Here is a 19,836-nt window from a genome sequence, read left to right as displayed (position 1 = left end):
AAAAATCTACTGTCTCCTTTATAGAACGCAGAAAAATGGAAGAAGAAAAGAAACATATTGATGAATTGATTGCAACCTATCTGACCGAAGGTTTGGACAAAAATGCTTTAGCCGAACTGAAAGCATGGATAGCTGCATCACCTGAAAATGAGGATTATTTTATTCAGCAACGGGAAGTCTGGTTCTCTGCCGTGAGCCGTGAAGCCGCGTCGAAATACAATAAAGACAAGGCATTTGATACCTTTAAGAATCGTATCGGGAGCCGGAAGCAAGTGGAGAAAGCTCCTCGCCAGGAATTCCGTTTGTCGGCGTTGTGGCGTTATGCCGCGATTATCGCAGTCATACTTGCAGTAGGATGCTTCTCATATTGGCAGGGGGGAGTGGATGTAAAAGACACTTTTGCAGATATATCCGTAGAGGCTCCTTTAGGATCAAGAACGAAACTTTATTTGCCTGATGGTACATTGGTTTGGTTGAATGCCGGTTCACGAATGACCTACTCACAAGGCTTCGGAGTAGATAACCGTAAAGTAGAATTAGAAGGCGAGGGATATTTTGAAGTCCAACGGAATGAGAAACTCCCTTTCTTTGTAAAGACTAAAGATTTGCAATTGCAGGTATTGGGAACAAAATTTAATTTCCGCGATTATCCGAAAGATCATGAAGTAGTAGTATCCTTGTTGGAAGGGAAAGTAGAATTAAGTAATTTACTGAAAAAAGAGAAAGAAGCTTTCCTTGCACCCGACGAGAGAGCGATATTAAACAAAGCGAACGGATTGATGACCGTAGAAACTGTCACAGCTTCCAATGCCTCCCAATGGACGGATGGCTATCTGTTTTTTGATGAAGAACTTTTGCCCGACATCGTGAAAGAACTGGAACGTAGCTACAATGTGAATATCCATATAGCTAATGATTCATTAAATAAATTCCGGTTCTACGGAAACTTCGTCCGTCGGGAACAAAGTATTCAGGAAGTGTTGGATGCGTTGGCATCTACAGAGAAAATACAATATAAAATTGAAGAGCGCAATATAACTATCTATTAACCGGTTACCAGAGATTATAATACTATGATTGTTTAACCTTATAATTGAAGAATATGAGTAAAGGAAATAATACTGAATAGTTTTTAGTGAATGATAAGGAGAGAAAAATAAAAACCGGAAGATCTCGAACATCTTCCGGCTCCTGAATCTCTTCTTTAACAACTTTCAAACGTGAGCATGTTTTCAAAAGAGATTATGCAAAGTTAGCAAAATACATCTCTTTTAAAACGAGTTATTCAAGTTTTAATTAAATAATTTGTTTATTTTATGAATTACAGGAAGAAGGCCATATTAATGGTCGTGGCTCTCTTTTGCCTTAACATAGCAATGCTAGCCCAGGCCGTTTCATTGAAAATGAATAATGTTTCAGTGAAAGAAGCAATGACGCAATTGAAGAATAAAAGCGGATATTCTTTCGTATATAAAGTGGGAGACCTGGATACCAGGAAGATTGTAAGTGTAAAGGCAAAACAATTGAATGAAGCTATCGATCAGATATTGTACGGGCAAGAAGTTGTTTATGAGGTAAAGGGCAAGAATATTATTGTCCAAAAAGGGCAAGCGCGGCAGAATACCTCTAAAGACACTAAAAAGCGTAAAGTCACAGGTACAGTGAATGATGCCAACGGTGAACCGATCATCGGTGCTACCATCAAGGAAAAAGGAACAACCAACGGAACCGCATCTGATTTGGATGCTAACTTCTCTCTGGAAGTGTCACCGGGAGCTGTATTGGAAGTCTCCTATATCGGTTATCAGACACAGGAAGTAAAGGTGGGTGACCGGGTATCTTTATCCGTCACCTTGGCTGAAAATCAGCAAATATTGGACGAGGTGGTAGTGGTGGGGTATGGTACAACCTCCCGTAAAAACCTGACTACTTCTATCGCTACCGTAAAAACAGAAAAAATATCCAAAGCGGCTACTAGCAATATCTCCGGAATGTTGCTGGGACGTGCTGCCGGTTTGCAGGCAACCGTTGCCAGTCCCCAGCCGGGAGGAGGTATTAATATCTCCATTCGTGGAGGTGGTACACCGATTTATGTGGTGGATGGAGTAGTTATGCCTAACGGCTCTTTTGAAGTCGGCACGGGAAGTACGTCACTTCCTTCTTCCGTCAATCGTGCCGGACTGGCCGGATTAAACCCCAATGATATTGAATCTATTGAAATCCTGAAGGATGCTTCTGCAGCAATTTATGGCATCGGAGCAGCGGATGGTGTTATTCTGGTGACCACCAAAAAAGGAAAAGAGGGAAAACCGACCATCGTATATGAAGGAAGCTATTCCGTGCAAAAACATTATCCTTATCTGGATGTATTGAGCGGACCCGAACTGATGAACATGGTGAATGTGTTCAGTAAAGAGAATTATTTATATGATAAAGGTCAGTATCCTTATGGAAACGCCGCTTATGACGATAAATGGACACCTATCTTTACACCGACACAAATAGCGAATGCCCCGACTACGGATTGGCTGGACAAGGTACTGAAAACAGGTGCAGTGACCAATCATAATCTGACGATTAGCGGTGGTTCGGAAAAGTTTAAATACTATCTGGGCGTTAACTACTATAAAGAAGACGCTACCGTTTATAATTCGGATATGGAGCGATACTCCCTGCGTACAAACATCACATCCCAGCTGACTAATTTCCTGAAACTGACAACAATTGTCAACTTGAATCAGAATAATTACACGAACTCTACTGTCGGCGGAGATGTCGGAAACTTAAGAGATCAGGGAGCCGGAGCACTTTTCGGAGCAATCTTCTATCCCTCTTATCTTCCCGTGTACGATGCCGAAGGACAATATAATGTATTCAGCCGGACGCCTAATCCCGTTTCCATGCAAGATATTAATGACAAATCCGAGCAAAATGGTTACTACATGAACTTCTCACTGGATGTCGATATTATCAAGAATATGCTTTCAGCCAAAGTTTTGTATGGCTTGAACAAGGAAAATACCTCTCGTGATTCTTACATTCCTTCTGATATTTACTATGCATTGCAACGTAAATCCAGAGGAAACTTAGGATATGGAAAAAGGCAGCAAAGCACTCTCGAAGGTACATTGACATTCCAACATAAATTTGGAGAATTATTGGATATGAATTTGATGGCCGGTATGGGACGTTATCTTGATAGTGGCGATGGTTCGGATATATCTTATGAAAATGCCAATGACCATATACAGGGAAGTAGCGTAGGTATGGCAGACGGTCCTTTCTATCCGACTTCTTATAAATATAAGAATGAAAAGAGATCACAGTTTGTCAGAGGAAGTTTCGACTTATTCGGACGCTATGTAGTATCCGCTTCATTGCGCCGTGACGGTACGGATAAATTCTTTCCCAGTAAGAAATACGCCCTCTTTCCATCTGTTTCTCTTGCATGGAAGATGAACGAAGAATCATTTATAAAGAATATCTCCTGGATTAATATGTTGAAATTAAGAGCCAGTTACGGTGAAACAGGTAGCGATAACCTGGGTACAACACTATACGGTATTGTAACGACAACCCGCGAGGATGTTCAATTCAATAATAACTCGGTAACTTACATTCCCTACATATTGTCCGGCGCTAACTATGAAGATGTCACCTGGCAAAAGACAGTCATGAAAAATATCGGATTGGATTTTTCTATTTTTAGAGATAGAATCTGGGGTAGTGTAGATGTATTCCGTAACGACGTAACCCATTTGTTGGGAACAGCACCGACAGAATTATTGGGAATGCACGGAACACGTCCTATCAATGGAGGGCATTATAAACGTACCGGAGTAGATGTAAGCCTGAACTCATTGAATCTCCAGACACATGATTTTAAATGGACCTCTCAAATTACGATGTCCCATTACAATGCAGTATGGATCGAACGTATGCCTAACTATGATTATCAGAAATATCAGAAAAGGAAAAATGAACCGATGAATGCATTCTATTATTATAAAACGACCGGTATTATCGATGTGGATAAGAGTAATATGCCCGAATCGCAACGTTCATTGGGACCTGCCGCCTGTATGCCGGGTTATCCTATTGTCGAAGATAAAAACGGTGATGGAATCATTGATGTGAATGACTCTTACATGGATAACATGCTTCCTAAATTGTATTTTGGTTTTGGCAATACGTTTACATGGAAAAACTTTGATCTGGATATATTTATGTACGGACAACTAGGTGTAAAGAAATGGAATGACGCATATAGTTATAGTGCAGATGCCGGAAATCTCTCCAGGGGAGTGGATGCGCACAATGTGGGTATCTATTCTTATAACATCTGGAATACCCAGACAAACACGAACGGACATTTCCCGGGTATTGCAATCAGTAAATCAGTGGCTTTACCCGAAAATCTGGGCTTTGATTATACAAGAGAAAATGCCTCTTATATACGTGTGAGAAACATCACATTGGGATATAACCTGGGCCCCAAAGAATTATCCGTATTTAAAGGATATATTAGAGGAATACGTGTGTTTGTCGACTTTCAGAATCCTTTGACCTTTACCAAATACAAAGGATATGACCCTGAAATCAACACTTCCTCTTCGAATCTGACCGGAGGACAATATCCTCAAATGAGAGTTTATTCAATAGGTGCAAAATTAACCTTCTAAACTTCAAGCTATGAAATCTAACAAATTATGTCGTATGAAAAAGAAGTTCTTTTTACCGATGCTTGTTTCCTTGCAACTCTTATTCGGTAGTTGTGAGAATAATTTTGATCCTTATATTTACGGAGCTTTGTTGCAGGGAGAATATCCTTCCACAGAGCAGGAGTATGTTTCCTATATGATGGTTTGCTACCTGCCTTATACTACGGTTTGGACGTATGATATGGGTTCGGGTGGTTTGCAACATGGTATTCATATACAGTCTGGAGGAGCGGTGCGTATGTTTGATTCTGCTTCTGATATATGTGCGCCTGCTACCACAGTAGGTGCAGACTGGGAACGCCTTAGTAAAGGAGATTATAGTAATTGCTTTTATTACTGGCGCGGAAATGTAGACGACGGTGGCAACTTGAATCATTTCCCGAAAACAGCCCAGGTAACCCGTATGACTGAAGTGATTGGAACGTTGGAAAAAGCTCCCCTGACTGCTCTTACGGAAGAAAAGAAGAATAATTTACTTGGAGAAGCACGCTTGTGTCGTGGATTGATGATGTACTTCCTGTTGCATGTTTACGGTCCCGTACCGGTAATCCTGGATCCCGAAAAAGTAATTGATCCGGAAGCGTTGTCGAATACCGTGCGTCCTTCTTTGGATGAAATGACTCAATGGATTACGGATGATCTGGAATTTGCCGCAAAGAATGCTCCCGAAGTAGCCCCGGATTTGGGACGCTATACGCGTGACTATGCCCGTTTCTGCCTGATGAAACACTGTCTGAACGAGGGTGAACACATGGAAGGCTATTATCAGAGAGCGATTGATATGTATAATGAACTCAATACGGGCAAATATGATTTGTTTAAAACCGGAAGTACTCCGTACGTTGACCTGTTTAAGAATGCCAATAAATTCAATAAAGAAATGATTATGGCTGTCAGCTGTAGCCCGACTGCCGATGGTAACCCGAAACATGGAAATGCGAATCCTTTCCTGATGTGGGCTTTACCTTCTGATGTGGCAAAAGGGGATCCTTTTCCAATGGGAGGCGGATGGCTCCAGGCTTTCAGTATGGATAAAAAATACTACGATGCTTTCGAAAGCAACGACGGTCGTCTGAAGACCATTGTAACCAGTTATAAGGATAAGAATGGTGTCGTTATCAACAAAGATAATCTGGGAGTGAGATGGAACGGATATATTATAAATAAATTCCCGCAGGAGACGATGACTACTTTCCAGGGTACCGATATTCCTTTGGCAAGATGGGCCGATGTATTATTGATGTATGCAGAGGCAGAAGTGCGTAAAACAGGAACTGTACCTTCCGTAGCTGCTATAAATGCGGTGAATCAGGTGAGAAAAAGAGCCGGGCTGTCGGACTTGCCGAGTGTGACAACCAATACAAAAGACGCTTTTTTAAACGCTATTCTGATAGAGCGGGGACATGAATTTTTCTATGAAGGTAATCGAAAGATTGACTTGATCCGCTTTAATAAATACGCGCAAGAAATGTATAAGGCGAAAGGCATAATGCCGACGCATCAATACATGCCGATTCCTAACTATGCAGTCGAACAGGCCATTTCTTATGGAAAAGAGCTGAAGCAGACTTGGGAACGTCCGGGTTGGGCGGAGGATAAGAGCAAAGCGCAGCAAAGTATAAATTAAACCTATTAACTGAATAAAAGATATGAAACGTATGAGTTACTATATAATTGGTCTATTATTGTCTTTAATGAGTTGGTCGTGTTCGGATGATGCAGAAACAGGCAGAGAAGAAATTCCGGTGGAAACTGATGGCGGATATTTGTTCGCTCACATGACTAATGCGAATTATGGAAAGTTGTATTATGCTGTTTCCCGGGATGGCATCAACTGGGAAACACTGAATAAAGGCCGGATCATCAATAGCGCTTACATTGGACATCCTGATATTTGTCAGGGACATGACGGAGCTTTCTATATGATTGCAGTCAATCCGCTGGCTTTGTGGCGTTCGGAAAATCTGGTGACATGGACATCTACCCAGTTGAATGAAATGATTTTTAATCGTAGCAATGCACAGGGATTCTATACTACCTATTATTGGGGAGCACCCAAAATGTTTTATGACAAGGATAGCGAACAGTACATTATAAGCTGGCATGCCTGCAACGACCCGGATAAGGACGATTGGGACAGTATGCGCACTCTCTATGTGTTGACAAAGGATTTCGAGACCTATACGGAACCACAGAAATTATTCAATTTTACCGGTACGGATGAGAATATGGCTATTATCGATGCTATTATCCGTAAAGTAAACGGTGTTTATTATGCGATTATGAAAGACGAACGCGATCCGGCTGTTGCCCCGGAAACAGGGAAAACAGTCCGTATTGCCACCTCTTCCAATCTGACTGGTCCCTACACTAATCCGGGAGCACCTGTTACTCCGAATGATATGATGCGTGAAGCACCTATTTTTATCGAACGGCCGAATCATAGCGGTTGGTTTATTTATGCGGAATCTTATGCAGCCAAACCTTATGGGTATCATTTGTTTCAGTCGACCTCTATGGACGGCCCATGGAAAGAACGTACTTTCTCCGGACCTAATGTAAAGGATGGTACGGACAGACCCGGCGCACGACACGGCTGCATCGTAAAGGTGAACGAAACAGTTTATCAGGCTCTGCTGAAAGCATATAAAAAATAAATGTATAATCTTAATATGACTGCATTATGAAATATTATATATATACGGTTCTTCTGTTGCTGTTAACGGCATCTTGCAGTGATGACGTACAGAAATGGGATCAATGGCCGGAATGGAAACTTGCCTCTCCTCTTTCTGTAGGAGGTCAAGTGTTGGATGAAGAGATTTACTCTAATTTTCAGGGAAAAAAGCTTCATCTGGAAAAAGGACAGGAAGTCGAGTTTTCGGGGATTGACGAAATAGAATCCATTCTTTCACCGGATTACTTTGAATATGTGTCCGAAAATAAGGCCCGTTTCAAAGGAGAGACGGCTGATTATAGTGTGCTTTATGATCCTGCTAATGAGCTTTTGTACATAGAAAAAGCCGGGGCGACCTATCCGGACGGATTATGGTTCTGCGGAGCCAATTGGGGACATCCTCAAGCGAGGCTGGTTACCACAAGCGGCTGGAGTATGGACGGACCCAACAATGTGCTTTATTGCTATAAAAGTGCCGACAATGTTTTTCAACTGACTCTCTATCTGGCTAATAACTTCTCATTTAAGTTTTTCAAGCATAGAGGCTGGGGAGAAGGAGACAATGAGATCACTACTCTTCCCGAAGATAATATCACTCTAACTACCCCTTTCCTGGTTGCCGGAAAGACGGGAGGAGATTTTATTCCGGGACCTCTGTTCCAACCCGGAGTTTATCTTATCACGCTCGATTTGAACAATAACACTTGTGCTTTTGAAGCGAAAGATGAGAATATTCAAGAACAATCCTTCCTGGTTAACGGTCAGGAAATGGGTATATTAGAAGAGGCTTCATCTTTTCTGGGCATTGCTTTGGAACTTCATAAAGGTGATGAAGTGACTTTCAGCAATTTTGGTGATGTGAGAAAGATGCTTCAACCGGATTTCTTTGAAAATATAACAAAAGATAAAGCCACATTTATCGGAGTAGACGGAAACTATAAATTGTATTATGATCCGATAAACAAACTGACATATCTGGAAAACCGCTCGGTGAATTATCCGGATGGGTTATGGGTTTGCGGATCCAGTTTCGGACATCCTCAAGCCGGACGGGTGACTGTCGGTGCATGGACTTTCAACTTGCCGAGTGATGCATTCCAGTGTGTGAAGGTAGCAGACAATATTTTTGAAACCACTCTTTATCTGGTTAAAGATTTCCAGTTTAAATTCTACAAACAACGTCCTTGGGGAGGTGAACTGGCTAGTACTATTGTCAATACGCAACCTGTTAATTTATTGGGTAAGGGATGGTATTACAGTGATCCGGCAACAGGTGGCACTGGTGGCGGACATTTTACCGGTGATTTTGTAGCCGGACCGGATTTCACACCGGGAGTATATCGTGTCCGGATAGATTTGAATAAGAATCTATGTATGTTTATTGATAAGGTAGATGAAGGACAACTTGGACCGGAATCTTATAAAATAAATGGTACGGAACTGACTCAATCTGATTATCCTGATTATTTAGGTGTGGAATTAAATCTTATAAAAGGTCAGGTTGTTGACTTTGATGGGTTTAGTTATCTGGATTATATGCTTCAGCCGGAATATTTTACAAATGAGAATGGACAATACAAGTTCAATGCTCAGGATGGGAAATATAAAATTTTGTATAATAAGGTTAGAGAGATGATCTTTGTAGAGATTGCTGATGTTTCAATGGCGTATCCTAATGCATTGTGGGTTTGTGGCTTGAACTTCGGACATCCTAAAATTAGTGGGAATTTAGATGTAGATATTGCTGGCAATCTAAGTAGTGGTGGTTGGCTATGGGATACCCCTAAAGATGCTATTTGTTGTGTGAAGACGAGTGATGGAGTTTTCGAGACTAATCTGCTATTAAGAAAAGATTTTATGTTTAAATTCTTTAAAAAACGAAGTGCTTGGAATGAAGTAATTACTTCGTTTGATGTGACCATCGTTTCTGAAGGTGATTTAATAGCCCGGGGTGGTTATTGGGATGGAGATCAATGGAAGGAAACAGAGAACTTCGGACCGGGAAATAATTTCAGAGCCGGTATATATCATGTCAAACTGGATATGAATACAAATACCTGTACGTTTACAAAGAGATAATAGTCTGGCATAGGTATTCGTGTTACATAAGATAAAGAGGCCGGGTTTCACCGAAACACGACCTCTTTATACAAATAGCAATGTGGCTTTTTCTTTCAGAAATGTCTTATCATATAGATTCTAAAAATAATATCCATGAAGAATTTCCTATTTGTTTTAACTTTATTGTTTTCATTATCATCCTTTTCCCAGTCTCCGGTCGATAAGTCTTTTCCTCAGGAAGAGTTGTTTGCTTTGGGCTCTTACTATTATCCCGAGCAATGGGATTCCTCCCAATGGGAGCGTGATTTGAAGAAAATGTCGGAAATGGGCATCAAGTTCACCCATTTTGCAGAGTTCGCCTGGGCTATGATGGAACCGGAAGAGGGAGAATATCATTTTGAATGGCTGGATCGTGCAGTCTCTCTGGCGGAGAAGTATGGCCTGAAAGTAATCATGTGTACACCTACCCCCACGCCTCCCGTCTGGCTGTCGAAAAAATATCCCGACATACTGATTCAACGGGATAATGGAGTGACCATTCAACACGGACGACGTCAGCACGCTTCCTGGAGTAGTGATCGCTACCGTCATTATGTAGAAAATATCGTTTCCCGCCTGGCAATACATTATGGCAATAATCCCACTGTTATCGGCTGGCAGATTGACAATGAACCGGGACACTACGGGGTGGTAGATTACAGTGAAAATGCACAAGCCAAATTCCGTGTCTGGTTACAGAAGAAATACGGCACTATTGACAAACTGAATGATACCTGGGGTACCTCTTTCTGGAGTGAAACCTATCAGAACTTCGAGCAGGTTCGCCTTCCCAACCAACAGGAAGTACCTGATAAGGCCAATCCTCACGCTATGCTTGATTTAAACCGCTTTATGGCGGATGAACTGGCAGGCTTTGTCAATATGCAGGCAGACATCCTTCGGCGGCATATCCACAAAGACCAATGGATCACTACCAACCTGATACCTATTTTCAATCCGGTCGATCCGGTACGGATCGATCATCCGGATTTCCTGACCTACACCCGCTATCTGGTGACCGGACATAATCAGGGAATAGGCAGCCAGGGTTTTCGGATGGGTATTCCGGAAGATCTCGGTTTCTCAAACGACCAGTTCCGTAATCGCGTAGGTAAAGCCTTTGGAGTTATGGAACTCCAACCCGGGCAGGTGAACTGGGGAGTGTATAACCCCCAACCTTTACCCGGTGCCGTCCGTATGTGGGTGTATCACGTCTTTGCAGGTGGTGGGAAATTCGTATGCAATTACCGTTTCCGTCAACCTCTGAAAGGCAGTGAGCAATATCATTACGGTATGATAATGACTGATGGAGTAACTCTTTCTCCGGGCGGTGAAGAATATGTACGCATTACGCAGGAGATGAAAAAACTGCGTGCCGCCTACGATAAGAAAAATCGTATGCCCGGTCAACTGGCCTCCCGGCGTATTGGTTTACTTTTCGATATGAGTAATTATTGGGAAATGGAGTTTCAGCGGCAGACGGATCAATGGCGGACGATGGCTCACGTGCATAAATATTACAATCTGCTAAAATCTTTTGCAGCTCCCGTAGACGTGATTTCGGAGAAAGAGGATTTTTCCGGTTATCCTTTCCTGATAGCTCCTGCCTATCAGTTGCTTGACAACAAGCTGGTGGAACGTTGGACTGAATATGTGAAGAAGGGAGGACACCTGATCCTGACTTGCCGTACCGGTCAGAAAGACCGTGACGCCAAACTGTGGGAGGCTCCTTTGGCTACTCCGATCCATCAACTGGCCGGAATAAATAGCTTGTATTATGACCATCTGCCACACAATCTGTACGGAAAGATCAATTTCGAGGGTAAGGAATTTGCCTGGAATAATTGGGGAGACGTACTGACACCGGCTGCCGGAACAGATGTGTGGGCTGTCTATACAGACCAGTTTTATAAAGGAGCCGCTTCCGTGATACACCACAAACTGGGTAAGGGAACGGTCACTTATATCGGAACGGATACCGATGACGGCAAACTGGAAAAAGAGGTGGTACGTCGTGTATATACAGAAGCAGGCGTATCGACCGAAGATTTGCCGTACGGAGTAGTGAAAGAATGGCGTGATGGTTTTTACATCGCCTTGAATTATACGTCGGACATTCAGGAAATAGTCATTCCCGATGAGGCGGAGGTACTGATTGGCAGTGCACGCCTTGAACCTGCGGGAGTAGTGGTGTGGAAAGAAAAATCGGACAACAAGCATAAATAACCCAATAACAAGAAAAATGAAGATAAAAAATCTTATATCTTGTGCCCTTTGCGGGCTTACTCTCTTTGCCTGCTCACCGTCCGGGGGAGGGAAAGATGCGGAAATGGACTGTTTCATTACCGACTTAATGGAGCGGATGACTCTCCGTGAGAAACTCGGACAACTAAACCTGCCTTCGGGCGGTGATCTCGTGACAGGTTCGGTGATGAACGGTGAACTTAGCGATATGATTCGCAAACAGGAAATAGGCGGCTTCTTCAATGTCAAGGGGATTCAGAAAATCAATGCCCTGCAACACCTTGCGGTAGAAGAAAGCCGGTTGAAAATACCTCTACTTGTAGGTGCAGACGTTATCCACGGTTACGAAACTATTTTCCCGATCCCATTGGCGCTTTCTTGCAGTTGGGACACTCTGGCCGTCGAACGTATGGCACGCATCTCTGCCATTGAAGCCAGCGCAGACGGTATTAACTGGACATTCAGCCCGATGGTCGATATTTGTCGTGACGCCCGCTGGGGACGTATCGCAGAAGGGAGTGGGGAAGATCCTTACCTGGGTTCTTTAATGGCTAAAGCGTATGTGCGTGGTTATCAGGGAAACAATATGCAGGGCAACGATGAAATACTTGCCTGTGTGAAACATTTTGCACTTTATGGAGCGTCTGAATCAGGACGTGATTATAATGTGGTGGATATGAGCCGCCTGCGTATGTATAACGAATATCTGGCTCCTTATAAAGCTGCCGTTGATGCCGGTGTAGGTAGTGTCATGAGTTCTTTTAATATCGTCGACGGTATTCCTGCCACGGCCAATAAATGGTTACTGACCGATCTGCTTCGGGATGAATGGGGTTTCGGGGGACTATTGGTGACAGATTATAATTCGATAGCCGAAATGTCCTCCCACGGTGTCGCCCCTCTGAAAGAAGCTTCCATACGTGCTTTGCAGGCAGGGACAGATATGGATATGGTTTCCTGTGGTTTTCTGAACACACTGGAAGAATCCCTGAAAGAAGGAAAAGTGACGGAAGAACAGATAAATGCGGCCTGCCGTCGTGTCCTGGAAGCTAAATATAAATTGGGGTTATTCTCCGATCCGTATAAATATTGTGATACTCTGCGTACCCGGGAAAAACTTTATACGGCCGAACATCGTTCTTCCGCCCGTACGATTGCAACTGAAACTTTTGTTTTGTTGAAGAACGATCGTCATCTGCTTCCTTTGGACATAAAAGGAAAGATTGCCCTGATCGGTCCGATGGCAGATGCACGTAATAACATGTGTGGAATGTGGAGTATGACATGTACTCCTTCCCGGCACGGAACGTTACTGGAAGGAATCCGTTCGGCAGCGGGTGATAAGGCTGAAATACTGTACGCGAAAGGCAGTAACATATATTATGATGCAGAAACGGAAAAGGCTGCTACGGGTATTCGGCCGCTTGAACGTGGAGACAACCGGCAGTTATTGGATGAGGCTTTGCGTATAGCTGCCCGTGCTGATGTGATTGTAGCTGCTTTGGGTGAGTGTGCGGAAATGAGTGGTGAATCGGTTTCACGTACCAATCTGGAGATACCCGATGCTCAACAGGACTTATTAAAAGCTCTGGTGAAGACGGGCAAACCTGTCGTACTTCTTTTGTTCACGGGTCGTCCTTTGGTTTTGAACTGGGAGGCTACAAATGTACATTCCATCTTGAATGTCTGGTTTGGAGGTAGTGAAACGGGGGATGCGGTTGCTGACGTACTGTTCGGCAAAGTAGCTCCAAGCGGTAAATTGACAACGACTTTCCCGCGTTCGGTGGGACAGTTACCATTATTCTACAATCATCTGAATACCGGTCGTCCTGATCCTGACAATCGTATATTTAATCGTTATGCCAGCAATTATCTGGATGAGAGTAATGAGCCTCTGTATCCGTTCGGATATGGTTTGAGTTATACAGACTTTGTTTATAGTGATCTTCAGATTAGCTCGGAAACTTTACCTAAAAACGGTGAGTTAACGGTTTCTGTGACTGTTACCAATAAAGGAAACTACGACGGTTACGAGACAGTGCAGCTATATCTTCGTGATATATATGCAGAGATTGCCCGTCCGGTGAAGGAGTTGAAAGGCTTTGAACGTATTTTCCTGAAGAGTGGTGAAAGTCGTGACATTAACTTCGTTATCACGGAAAATGATCTGAAATTCTATGATTCCGGTTTGGAATATATCTATGAACCAGGAGAATTTGATGTCATGGTAGGATCGAACTCCCGTGATGTACAAACCAAGCGGTTTAGAGCTGAATGATGGATACAGTATAACTCAAAGGTGAAAATTAAAATAAATAGACTTGTATATTAATCAATTGAAATAGCATGAAAAATAAATGGTGTGTTAGTGTTGCATTTTTATTCTTTTTAGTGGGGATATGTATAAATGCTTGTACGCAGGAGTGCAATTCCTCAAACAATGATCGTTGGTCAGAAGAGAAAATACAGAAATGGTATGACGACCAGGATTGGCTGATAGGTTGCAATTATATTCCGGCAACAGCAATCAATCAGATAGAAATGTGGAGTGCGGATACTTTCAATCCTAAACAAATAGATAAAGAACTGTCATGGGCACATGATCTGGGTTTTAATACCTTACGGGTTTTCTTAAGCAGTGTCGTATGGAAAAACGATGCGAAAGGCATGAAAAAACGTATGGATGAATTTCTGAATATTTGTAAAAAGTACTCAATTCGTCCTATGTTTGTATTCTTTGATGACTGTTGGAATGCTGAATCTACTTATGGCAAACAACCAGAACCGAAGCCGGGAGTTCATAATTCCGGATGGGTACAGGACCCTTCGTGTAGCTTGCGCAAGGATACACTGACTTTGTATCCTTTTCTACAAGAGTATGTCAAAGATATTATACGCACTTACGCTCATGATGACCGGATATTGATGTGGGATTTGTATAATGAACCCGGAAATAGTAAACACGAGGAAACCTCTTTGTCTTTATTGACCAATGTTTTTCGCTGGGTACGCGACTGTAAACCGTCACAACCGATTACTGCCGGTGTCTGGGACTATAATTCTCCCCGCAAGAATGTTCTGAATGCATTTATGCTGAATCATTCGGATATTATCTCTTATCATAATTACGATAATGAGGCACAGCATGCCGAGTGCATCAAGTTTCTAAAGATGCTTAACCGTCCGTTGATCTGTACCGAATATATGGCCCGCCGCAATGACAGCCGTTTTTGCAATGTCCTTCCTCTGATGAAAAAAGAAAAGGCCGGAGCTATTAATTGGGGATTTGTTGCAGGAAAGACAAATACTATTTTTGCTTGGGATGAAGTGATTCCGTCGGGAGAAGAGCCGGAGTTATGGTTCCATGATATTTATCGTTCTAACGGAGTACCTTTTCAGCAGGAAGAAGTCGATTGCATAAAATCTCTGACAGGAAAAAGATAGAATCTCGTATTCATTTTTCATTTCTGTTTTTTAGTTTTCATATAGGTTACTATAATATATTATTTTATTTTTGCATCATTCTTCTTATGATTTGATAACTACTATAATTAAAACCATGAAAAAACTGAAGATTTTATTATTTCTATGTGTTGTCGCATGTACGCTTACGGTACAAGCACAAAAACAATTTACCTTGAACTCTCCGGATGGGAAACTCCAAACAACTATTACCGTCGGTGATAAGTTGACTTATGACATCCATTGTGACGGACGTCAGATACTGGCTCCTTCTCCGATTTCGATGACATTGGAGAATGGAGAAGTTTGGGGAGAGAAAGCAAAGTTGGCCGGCACTTCCGGGAAAAAAGTAGATCAGATGGTTCCTTCCCCTTTCTATCGCGCCAACGAACTAAGAGATTACTATAATGAACTGACTCTCCGGTTTAAGAAAGATTGGAACGTAGAGTTTCGTGCTTACAATGATGGTATTGCATATCGCTTTGTCAGCCGGTCGAAGAAACCTTTCAATGTAGTGGATGAAACTGTAGATTACCGTTTCCCGTCCGATATGGTAGCCTCTGTTCCGTATGTAAAAGCGGGGAAAGACGGTGATTACGAATCCCAATATTTCAATTCTTTCGAGAACACTTATACTACTGATCGATTATCGAAACTGAATAAAAAACGTTTGATGTTTTTGCCATTAGTAGTGGATGCTGGTGAAGGTGTCAAGATTTGTATCACAGAATCCGGTTTGGAGAATTATCCCGGTCTCTATTTATCTGCTGCTGAAGGGGAAAACCGATTGACGGGTCAATTCGCTCCCTATCCCAAGAAGACGGTGCAGGGCGGACACAATCAACTTCAGATGTTAGTGAAAGAGCGTGAAGCTTACATTGCCAAAGTAGATAAACCCCGAAGTTTTCCATGGCGAATGAGCATTGTTACCACTTCCGATAAAGATTTGGCGGCAAGCAACTTGAGCTATTTGTTGGCTGCTCCTTCCCGTCTGACGGATATTTCATGGATCAAACCCGGTAAAGTGGCATGGGATTGGTGGAATAACTGGAACTTGGATGGCGTTGATTTTATCACCGGAGTAAATAATCCGACTTATAAAGCATATATTGATTTCGCTTCTGCAAACGGAATAGAATATGTAATCCTTGATGAAGGTTGGGCAGTCAACCTGCAGGCGGATTTGATGCAAGTAGTGAAAGATATTAATCTGAAAGAACTGGTAGATTATGCAGCTTCCAAAAATGTAGGTATCATTCTTTGGGCTGGTTATTATGCCTTCGATCGTGATATGGAGAACGTTTGCCATTATTTTGCCGACATGGGAGTCAAAGGCTTTAAGGTCGATTTTATGGATCGTGACGATCAGTATATGACAGCATTCAATTATCGGGCTGCCGAAATGTGTGCTAAATATAAATTGATTCTCGATTTGCATGGAACGCATAAACCGGCCGGCTTGAATCGTACCTATCCGAATGTGTTGAACTTTGAAGGGGTTAATGGCTTGGAACAGATGAAATGGAGTTCGGCTTCGGTCGATCAGGTGAAGTATGACGTACTGTTGCCTTTCACCCGTCAGGTTTCCGGTCCGATGGATTACACCCAAGGCGCGATGCGTAATGCTTCGAAAGGCAACTATTATCCTTGTAACTCGGAACCTATGAGCCAGGGAACTCGCTGTCGCCAACTTGCTCTGTATGTGGTATTCGAGTCTCCTTTCAATATGCTGTGCGATGCGCCAAGCAACTATATGCGCGAACCGGAATCGACCGAATTTATTGCCAATATTCCGACCGTATGGGATGAAAGTATCGTGCTTGATGGCAAAATGGGAGAGTACATTGTAACGGCGCGCCGGGCAGGAAATGTCTGGTATGTAGGTGGAATTACCGATTGGACGGCACGTGACATTGAAGTAGATTGTTCCTTCTTGGGCGACAAAACATACGATGCTACATTATTTAAGGATGGAGTGAATGCTCACCGGGTTGGACGTGATTATAAATGTGAATCTTTCCGGATAAAGAATGACAGTAAGTTGAAGATTCATTTGGCACCCGGAGGTGGTTTTGCACTGAAGATCAAATAATAGGTACTTTAGGTTCTATATTCTATCTAAATATTGAACCGGATTTAATAAGTTTGAAATAGGTTCGATGCTGTATCAGTAAATTTGATACAGCATCGAACTTTTATGAACAGGCCGATTGAGGACCTGCCGTGCAATGACAAATTAGAACGTGTCAGGATAATGCCGCAATACCTGTTCCTATCAGATTGGCATTATTCATACTTTTTATGTCGATCTCTACGTCTTCCAAACCAAATAAACTGAAGAGTTCCCGTAATTTCTCCATGACAATCATATTATAGTTTTTATCTTTTCTGTTCTTGCTCCAGAAAAGACTTCCTTCGGCAACCAGGCAAATTCTCCTTATCTCCTTATTGTATGACTTTAGCAACATGATAAGCCCTGTAAGTGAAGCTGCAACCAATTGCGCTGATCTGCCATATATCCACTGTGCTACCTGCACATACACTTCTTTATAAATATCGGGATAGTTCATGATAGAGGTAAGCTTTTGTGCATCGAATTTTTCTTCAAATTCTTCCAGAGGGAAAGTCGCTTTTAGAATGTCTCCCAAGTACATGCCGGATACAGCTTTCTCGAAACGTTGTCTTCCCGGATTGTCGGAGATTACATCTACCGTATTATCTACTGCAGTGAGGAATGGCGGATGGAAGTTCCCTGACTCCAGATTAACGGGAATCAAGCCATCGACCTTATGTGACGGACTTAACTTCTTAATTTTGTCAGCCGGAATAAAAGTAGCCATATTGGTGCCTGTTCCCACAATCAGACCTATATATGCATCGTAACTGTTGTCGGTAAGTCCTGCAAATAAACTGGCTACGGTGTCATTAAGCACTTTTATATTCGTAAACTTGATTTTATTTCTTTCGTTTAGATAGTCCAGCAAAGGCTTCCCTACCACTTCTCCGATCATCTCTTTTATGTCAACTCCTTTTGTCCAGCGTAAGAGTTTGGCATCTCCGCTTGGCACAGACTCTGTCGGATAAGAAAAGCAATATCCGATTGGCATTTCTTTCTCCCGTTTTATTCCGGTAATCATGTCTGCCAATTCTTTGAATAACTCCTCGCGGGTATAGCCGGGAGATTTCATAACCGACATGTCTTTCTTCCAACCATTGTTGGGGTGAATGGTTGGAGGAACTTTACTGAAGTCAACGATTGCCACCCGATAATTGGTTCCTCCCAAATCAAGCACTAACGATTTACCATTAATACTACTTGCTTTCGGAGTGATAAAAGTTGGAATGCATTGTATCTCTGCATTTTCAGTGTTCAATCCCTCTTCTACTTTTGCTTTGAATGAACGGGCAATTTCTTTGAGTTGCTCATTATCTAACTGAAAAATATTCTTCTCCATGATATTGACTTTTATTGTGTATACTATGATATATATGAATAACAACTGAAAAGGAATTTTGCTCGGTCGGTCGGTATACGGTATATGGATTCGGCCGGATTCCTGATTTATCTCTTTCTTTTTTGCTCTTTCCTAAAAAATAACCTTTCGTTGAATTCAGCCTTCCTGCAAATGATTTTTCATTTTCATTTCTCATATTCTCATGAGCGATATGGTAATTAATTGTAAATCAATTATATAATGATATGAGAAATAAACTGTAGAATGGTGTTTCTCATAGTATTTCCATCATTTAGACCTAAAAATAATGCATTTCTCATAGGTTTTAAATCATTTCTCATCTTATTCTCATATTCCTTTTATCTATTTTGCTCATTTCTCATGCATGATGGCTGTAGCTTTTTCCGGACTATCGCCGGACTTGCGATTATTCCTTTCCTTATGTCGTTTATTAATCAACTTCCTATTGTTTACTGCTTTCCTGTGTATCATTCACCTTATATCTTTATGTTTTTCCTTAATCATTTTCATTCCTTCCTACTACTATCTGTATCGTTCCACTCCAGTGAACAGGCTTGTGCACTAGAGTGAAAAGAACCGTCCACTCGAGTGGAACGATCTGTTCACTGGAGTGGAACGATACAGATGCAGGTAGGAAAATATACAAATGTCCGCTCTATATACTTTCAATAAGCACTGGTAATATATTGTAAAGCAGTGTATAATCTGGTATTCTACTTGGTCTTTAGCTTAGAATCTGGCTTGATAATTTATAGGATAAATGGTTAAAATACTATGAGAAATACCTTGAAAAGGTATGAGAAATGCGTTGTTTTATGGACAAAATGCTGGTAATACTATGAGAAATGCTATTTTCTATTTTATTTCTCATAGTGTTATATCTTTGATTTACAAGATATTATTATGTGCGTTATGAGAACATGAGAAATGAAAAAGAAAAATTGTTTCTAGTAGGATATTGGGGTTGTGTTTTTTATGCGATATGGACTGAATTAATTGATCTATCATGTTTTTCCTGTCAAAATTGTTTGTTTAATAGATATTTATTTCTACTTTTGTGATAACTTACTTTCGAGCGAAGGAAGTAGTTTTTTAATAATTTTATTGAGAACGGTTATTTGTTACATTCATATATAAAATCCGCTAAATTTTAACT

10 protein-coding genes are annotated in these 19,836 nt (G+C 41.8%); 9 read left to right on the top strand and 1 reads right to left on the bottom strand.

Going from position 1 to position 19,836, the window contains the following annotated elements:
• Positions 1–35: 35 nt before the first annotated feature.
• From H8796_RS01990 to H8796_RS01950, 9 genes are all read left to right on the top strand, one after another.
• Positions 36–1,049, top strand: a complete 1,014-nt coding sequence (locus H8796_RS01990; protein WP_117971877.1) for a FecR family protein — start codon at positions 36–38, stop codon at positions 1,047–1,049.
• Between the two features lie 267 nt (positions 1,050–1,316).
• Positions 1,317–4,682, top strand: a complete 3,366-nt coding sequence (locus H8796_RS01985; RefSeq protein ID WP_117971875.1) for a SusC/RagA family TonB-linked outer membrane protein — start codon at positions 1,317–1,319, stop codon at positions 4,680–4,682.
• A 10-nt stretch (positions 4,683–4,692) separates the two neighbouring features.
• Positions 4,693–6,348 (top strand): RagB/SusD family nutrient uptake outer membrane protein, encoded by a 1,656-nt coding sequence (locus H8796_RS01980; RefSeq protein ID WP_009000097.1) that lies wholly within the window; start codon positions 4,693–4,695, stop codon positions 6,346–6,348.
• A 31-nt stretch (positions 6,349–6,379) separates the two neighbouring features.
• Complete coding sequence (locus H8796_RS01975; RefSeq protein WP_004310635.1) at positions 6,380–7,378, top strand: family 43 glycosylhydrolase; 999 nt, start codon at positions 6,380–6,382, stop codon at positions 7,376–7,378.
• Positions 7,379–7,404: 26 nt separating this feature from the next.
• Entirely contained in the window at positions 7,405–9,477 is a 2,073-nt protein-coding gene (locus tag H8796_RS01970) for a hypothetical protein (protein WP_117971873.1), read from the top strand.
• 135 nt (positions 9,478–9,612) lie between these two features.
• Positions 9,613–11,724 carry a beta-galactosidase gene (locus tag H8796_RS01965; RefSeq protein WP_187343922.1) on the top strand — a complete coding sequence of 704 codons (2,112 nt, stop codon included), beginning with the start codon at positions 9,613–9,615 and terminating at the stop codon, positions 11,722–11,724.
• A 16-nt stretch (positions 11,725–11,740) separates the two neighbouring features.
• Positions 11,741–14,020, top strand: a complete 2,280-nt coding sequence (bglX, locus tag H8796_RS01960; protein ID WP_187343921.1) for a beta-glucosidase BglX — start codon at positions 11,741–11,743, stop codon at positions 14,018–14,020.
• A gap of 68 nt (positions 14,021–14,088) precedes the next feature.
• Positions 14,089–15,186 (top strand): cellulase family glycosylhydrolase, encoded by a 1,098-nt coding sequence (locus H8796_RS01955; RefSeq protein WP_117971903.1) that lies wholly within the window; start codon positions 14,089–14,091, stop codon positions 15,184–15,186.
• Positions 15,187–15,301: 115 nt separating this feature from the next.
• On the top strand, positions 15,302–17,296 hold the full coding sequence (locus H8796_RS01950; RefSeq protein ID WP_117971901.1) for a glycoside hydrolase family 97 protein: 1,995 nt from the start codon (positions 15,302–15,304) through the stop codon (positions 17,294–17,296).
• 154 nt (positions 17,297–17,450) lie between these two features.
• Here the strand turns inward: H8796_RS01950 and H8796_RS01945 are convergent, their stop codons facing one another.
• Positions 17,451–18,659 (bottom strand): hexokinase, encoded by a 1,209-nt coding sequence (locus tag H8796_RS01945; protein WP_117971898.1) that lies wholly within the window; start codon positions 18,657–18,659, stop codon positions 17,451–17,453.
• Positions 18,660–19,836: the final 1,177 nt, after the last annotated feature.

It is taken from the genome of Bacteroides sp. M10 (genome assembly GCF_014334015.1).
In the GTDB taxonomy this organism is placed as follows: Bacteria; Bacteroidota; Bacteroidia; order Bacteroidales; family Bacteroidaceae; genus Bacteroides; species Bacteroides intestinigallinarum.
The sequence above is the reverse complement of the archived record's forward strand: the minus strand, read 5'-3'. Positions and strand labels throughout refer to the sequence as shown.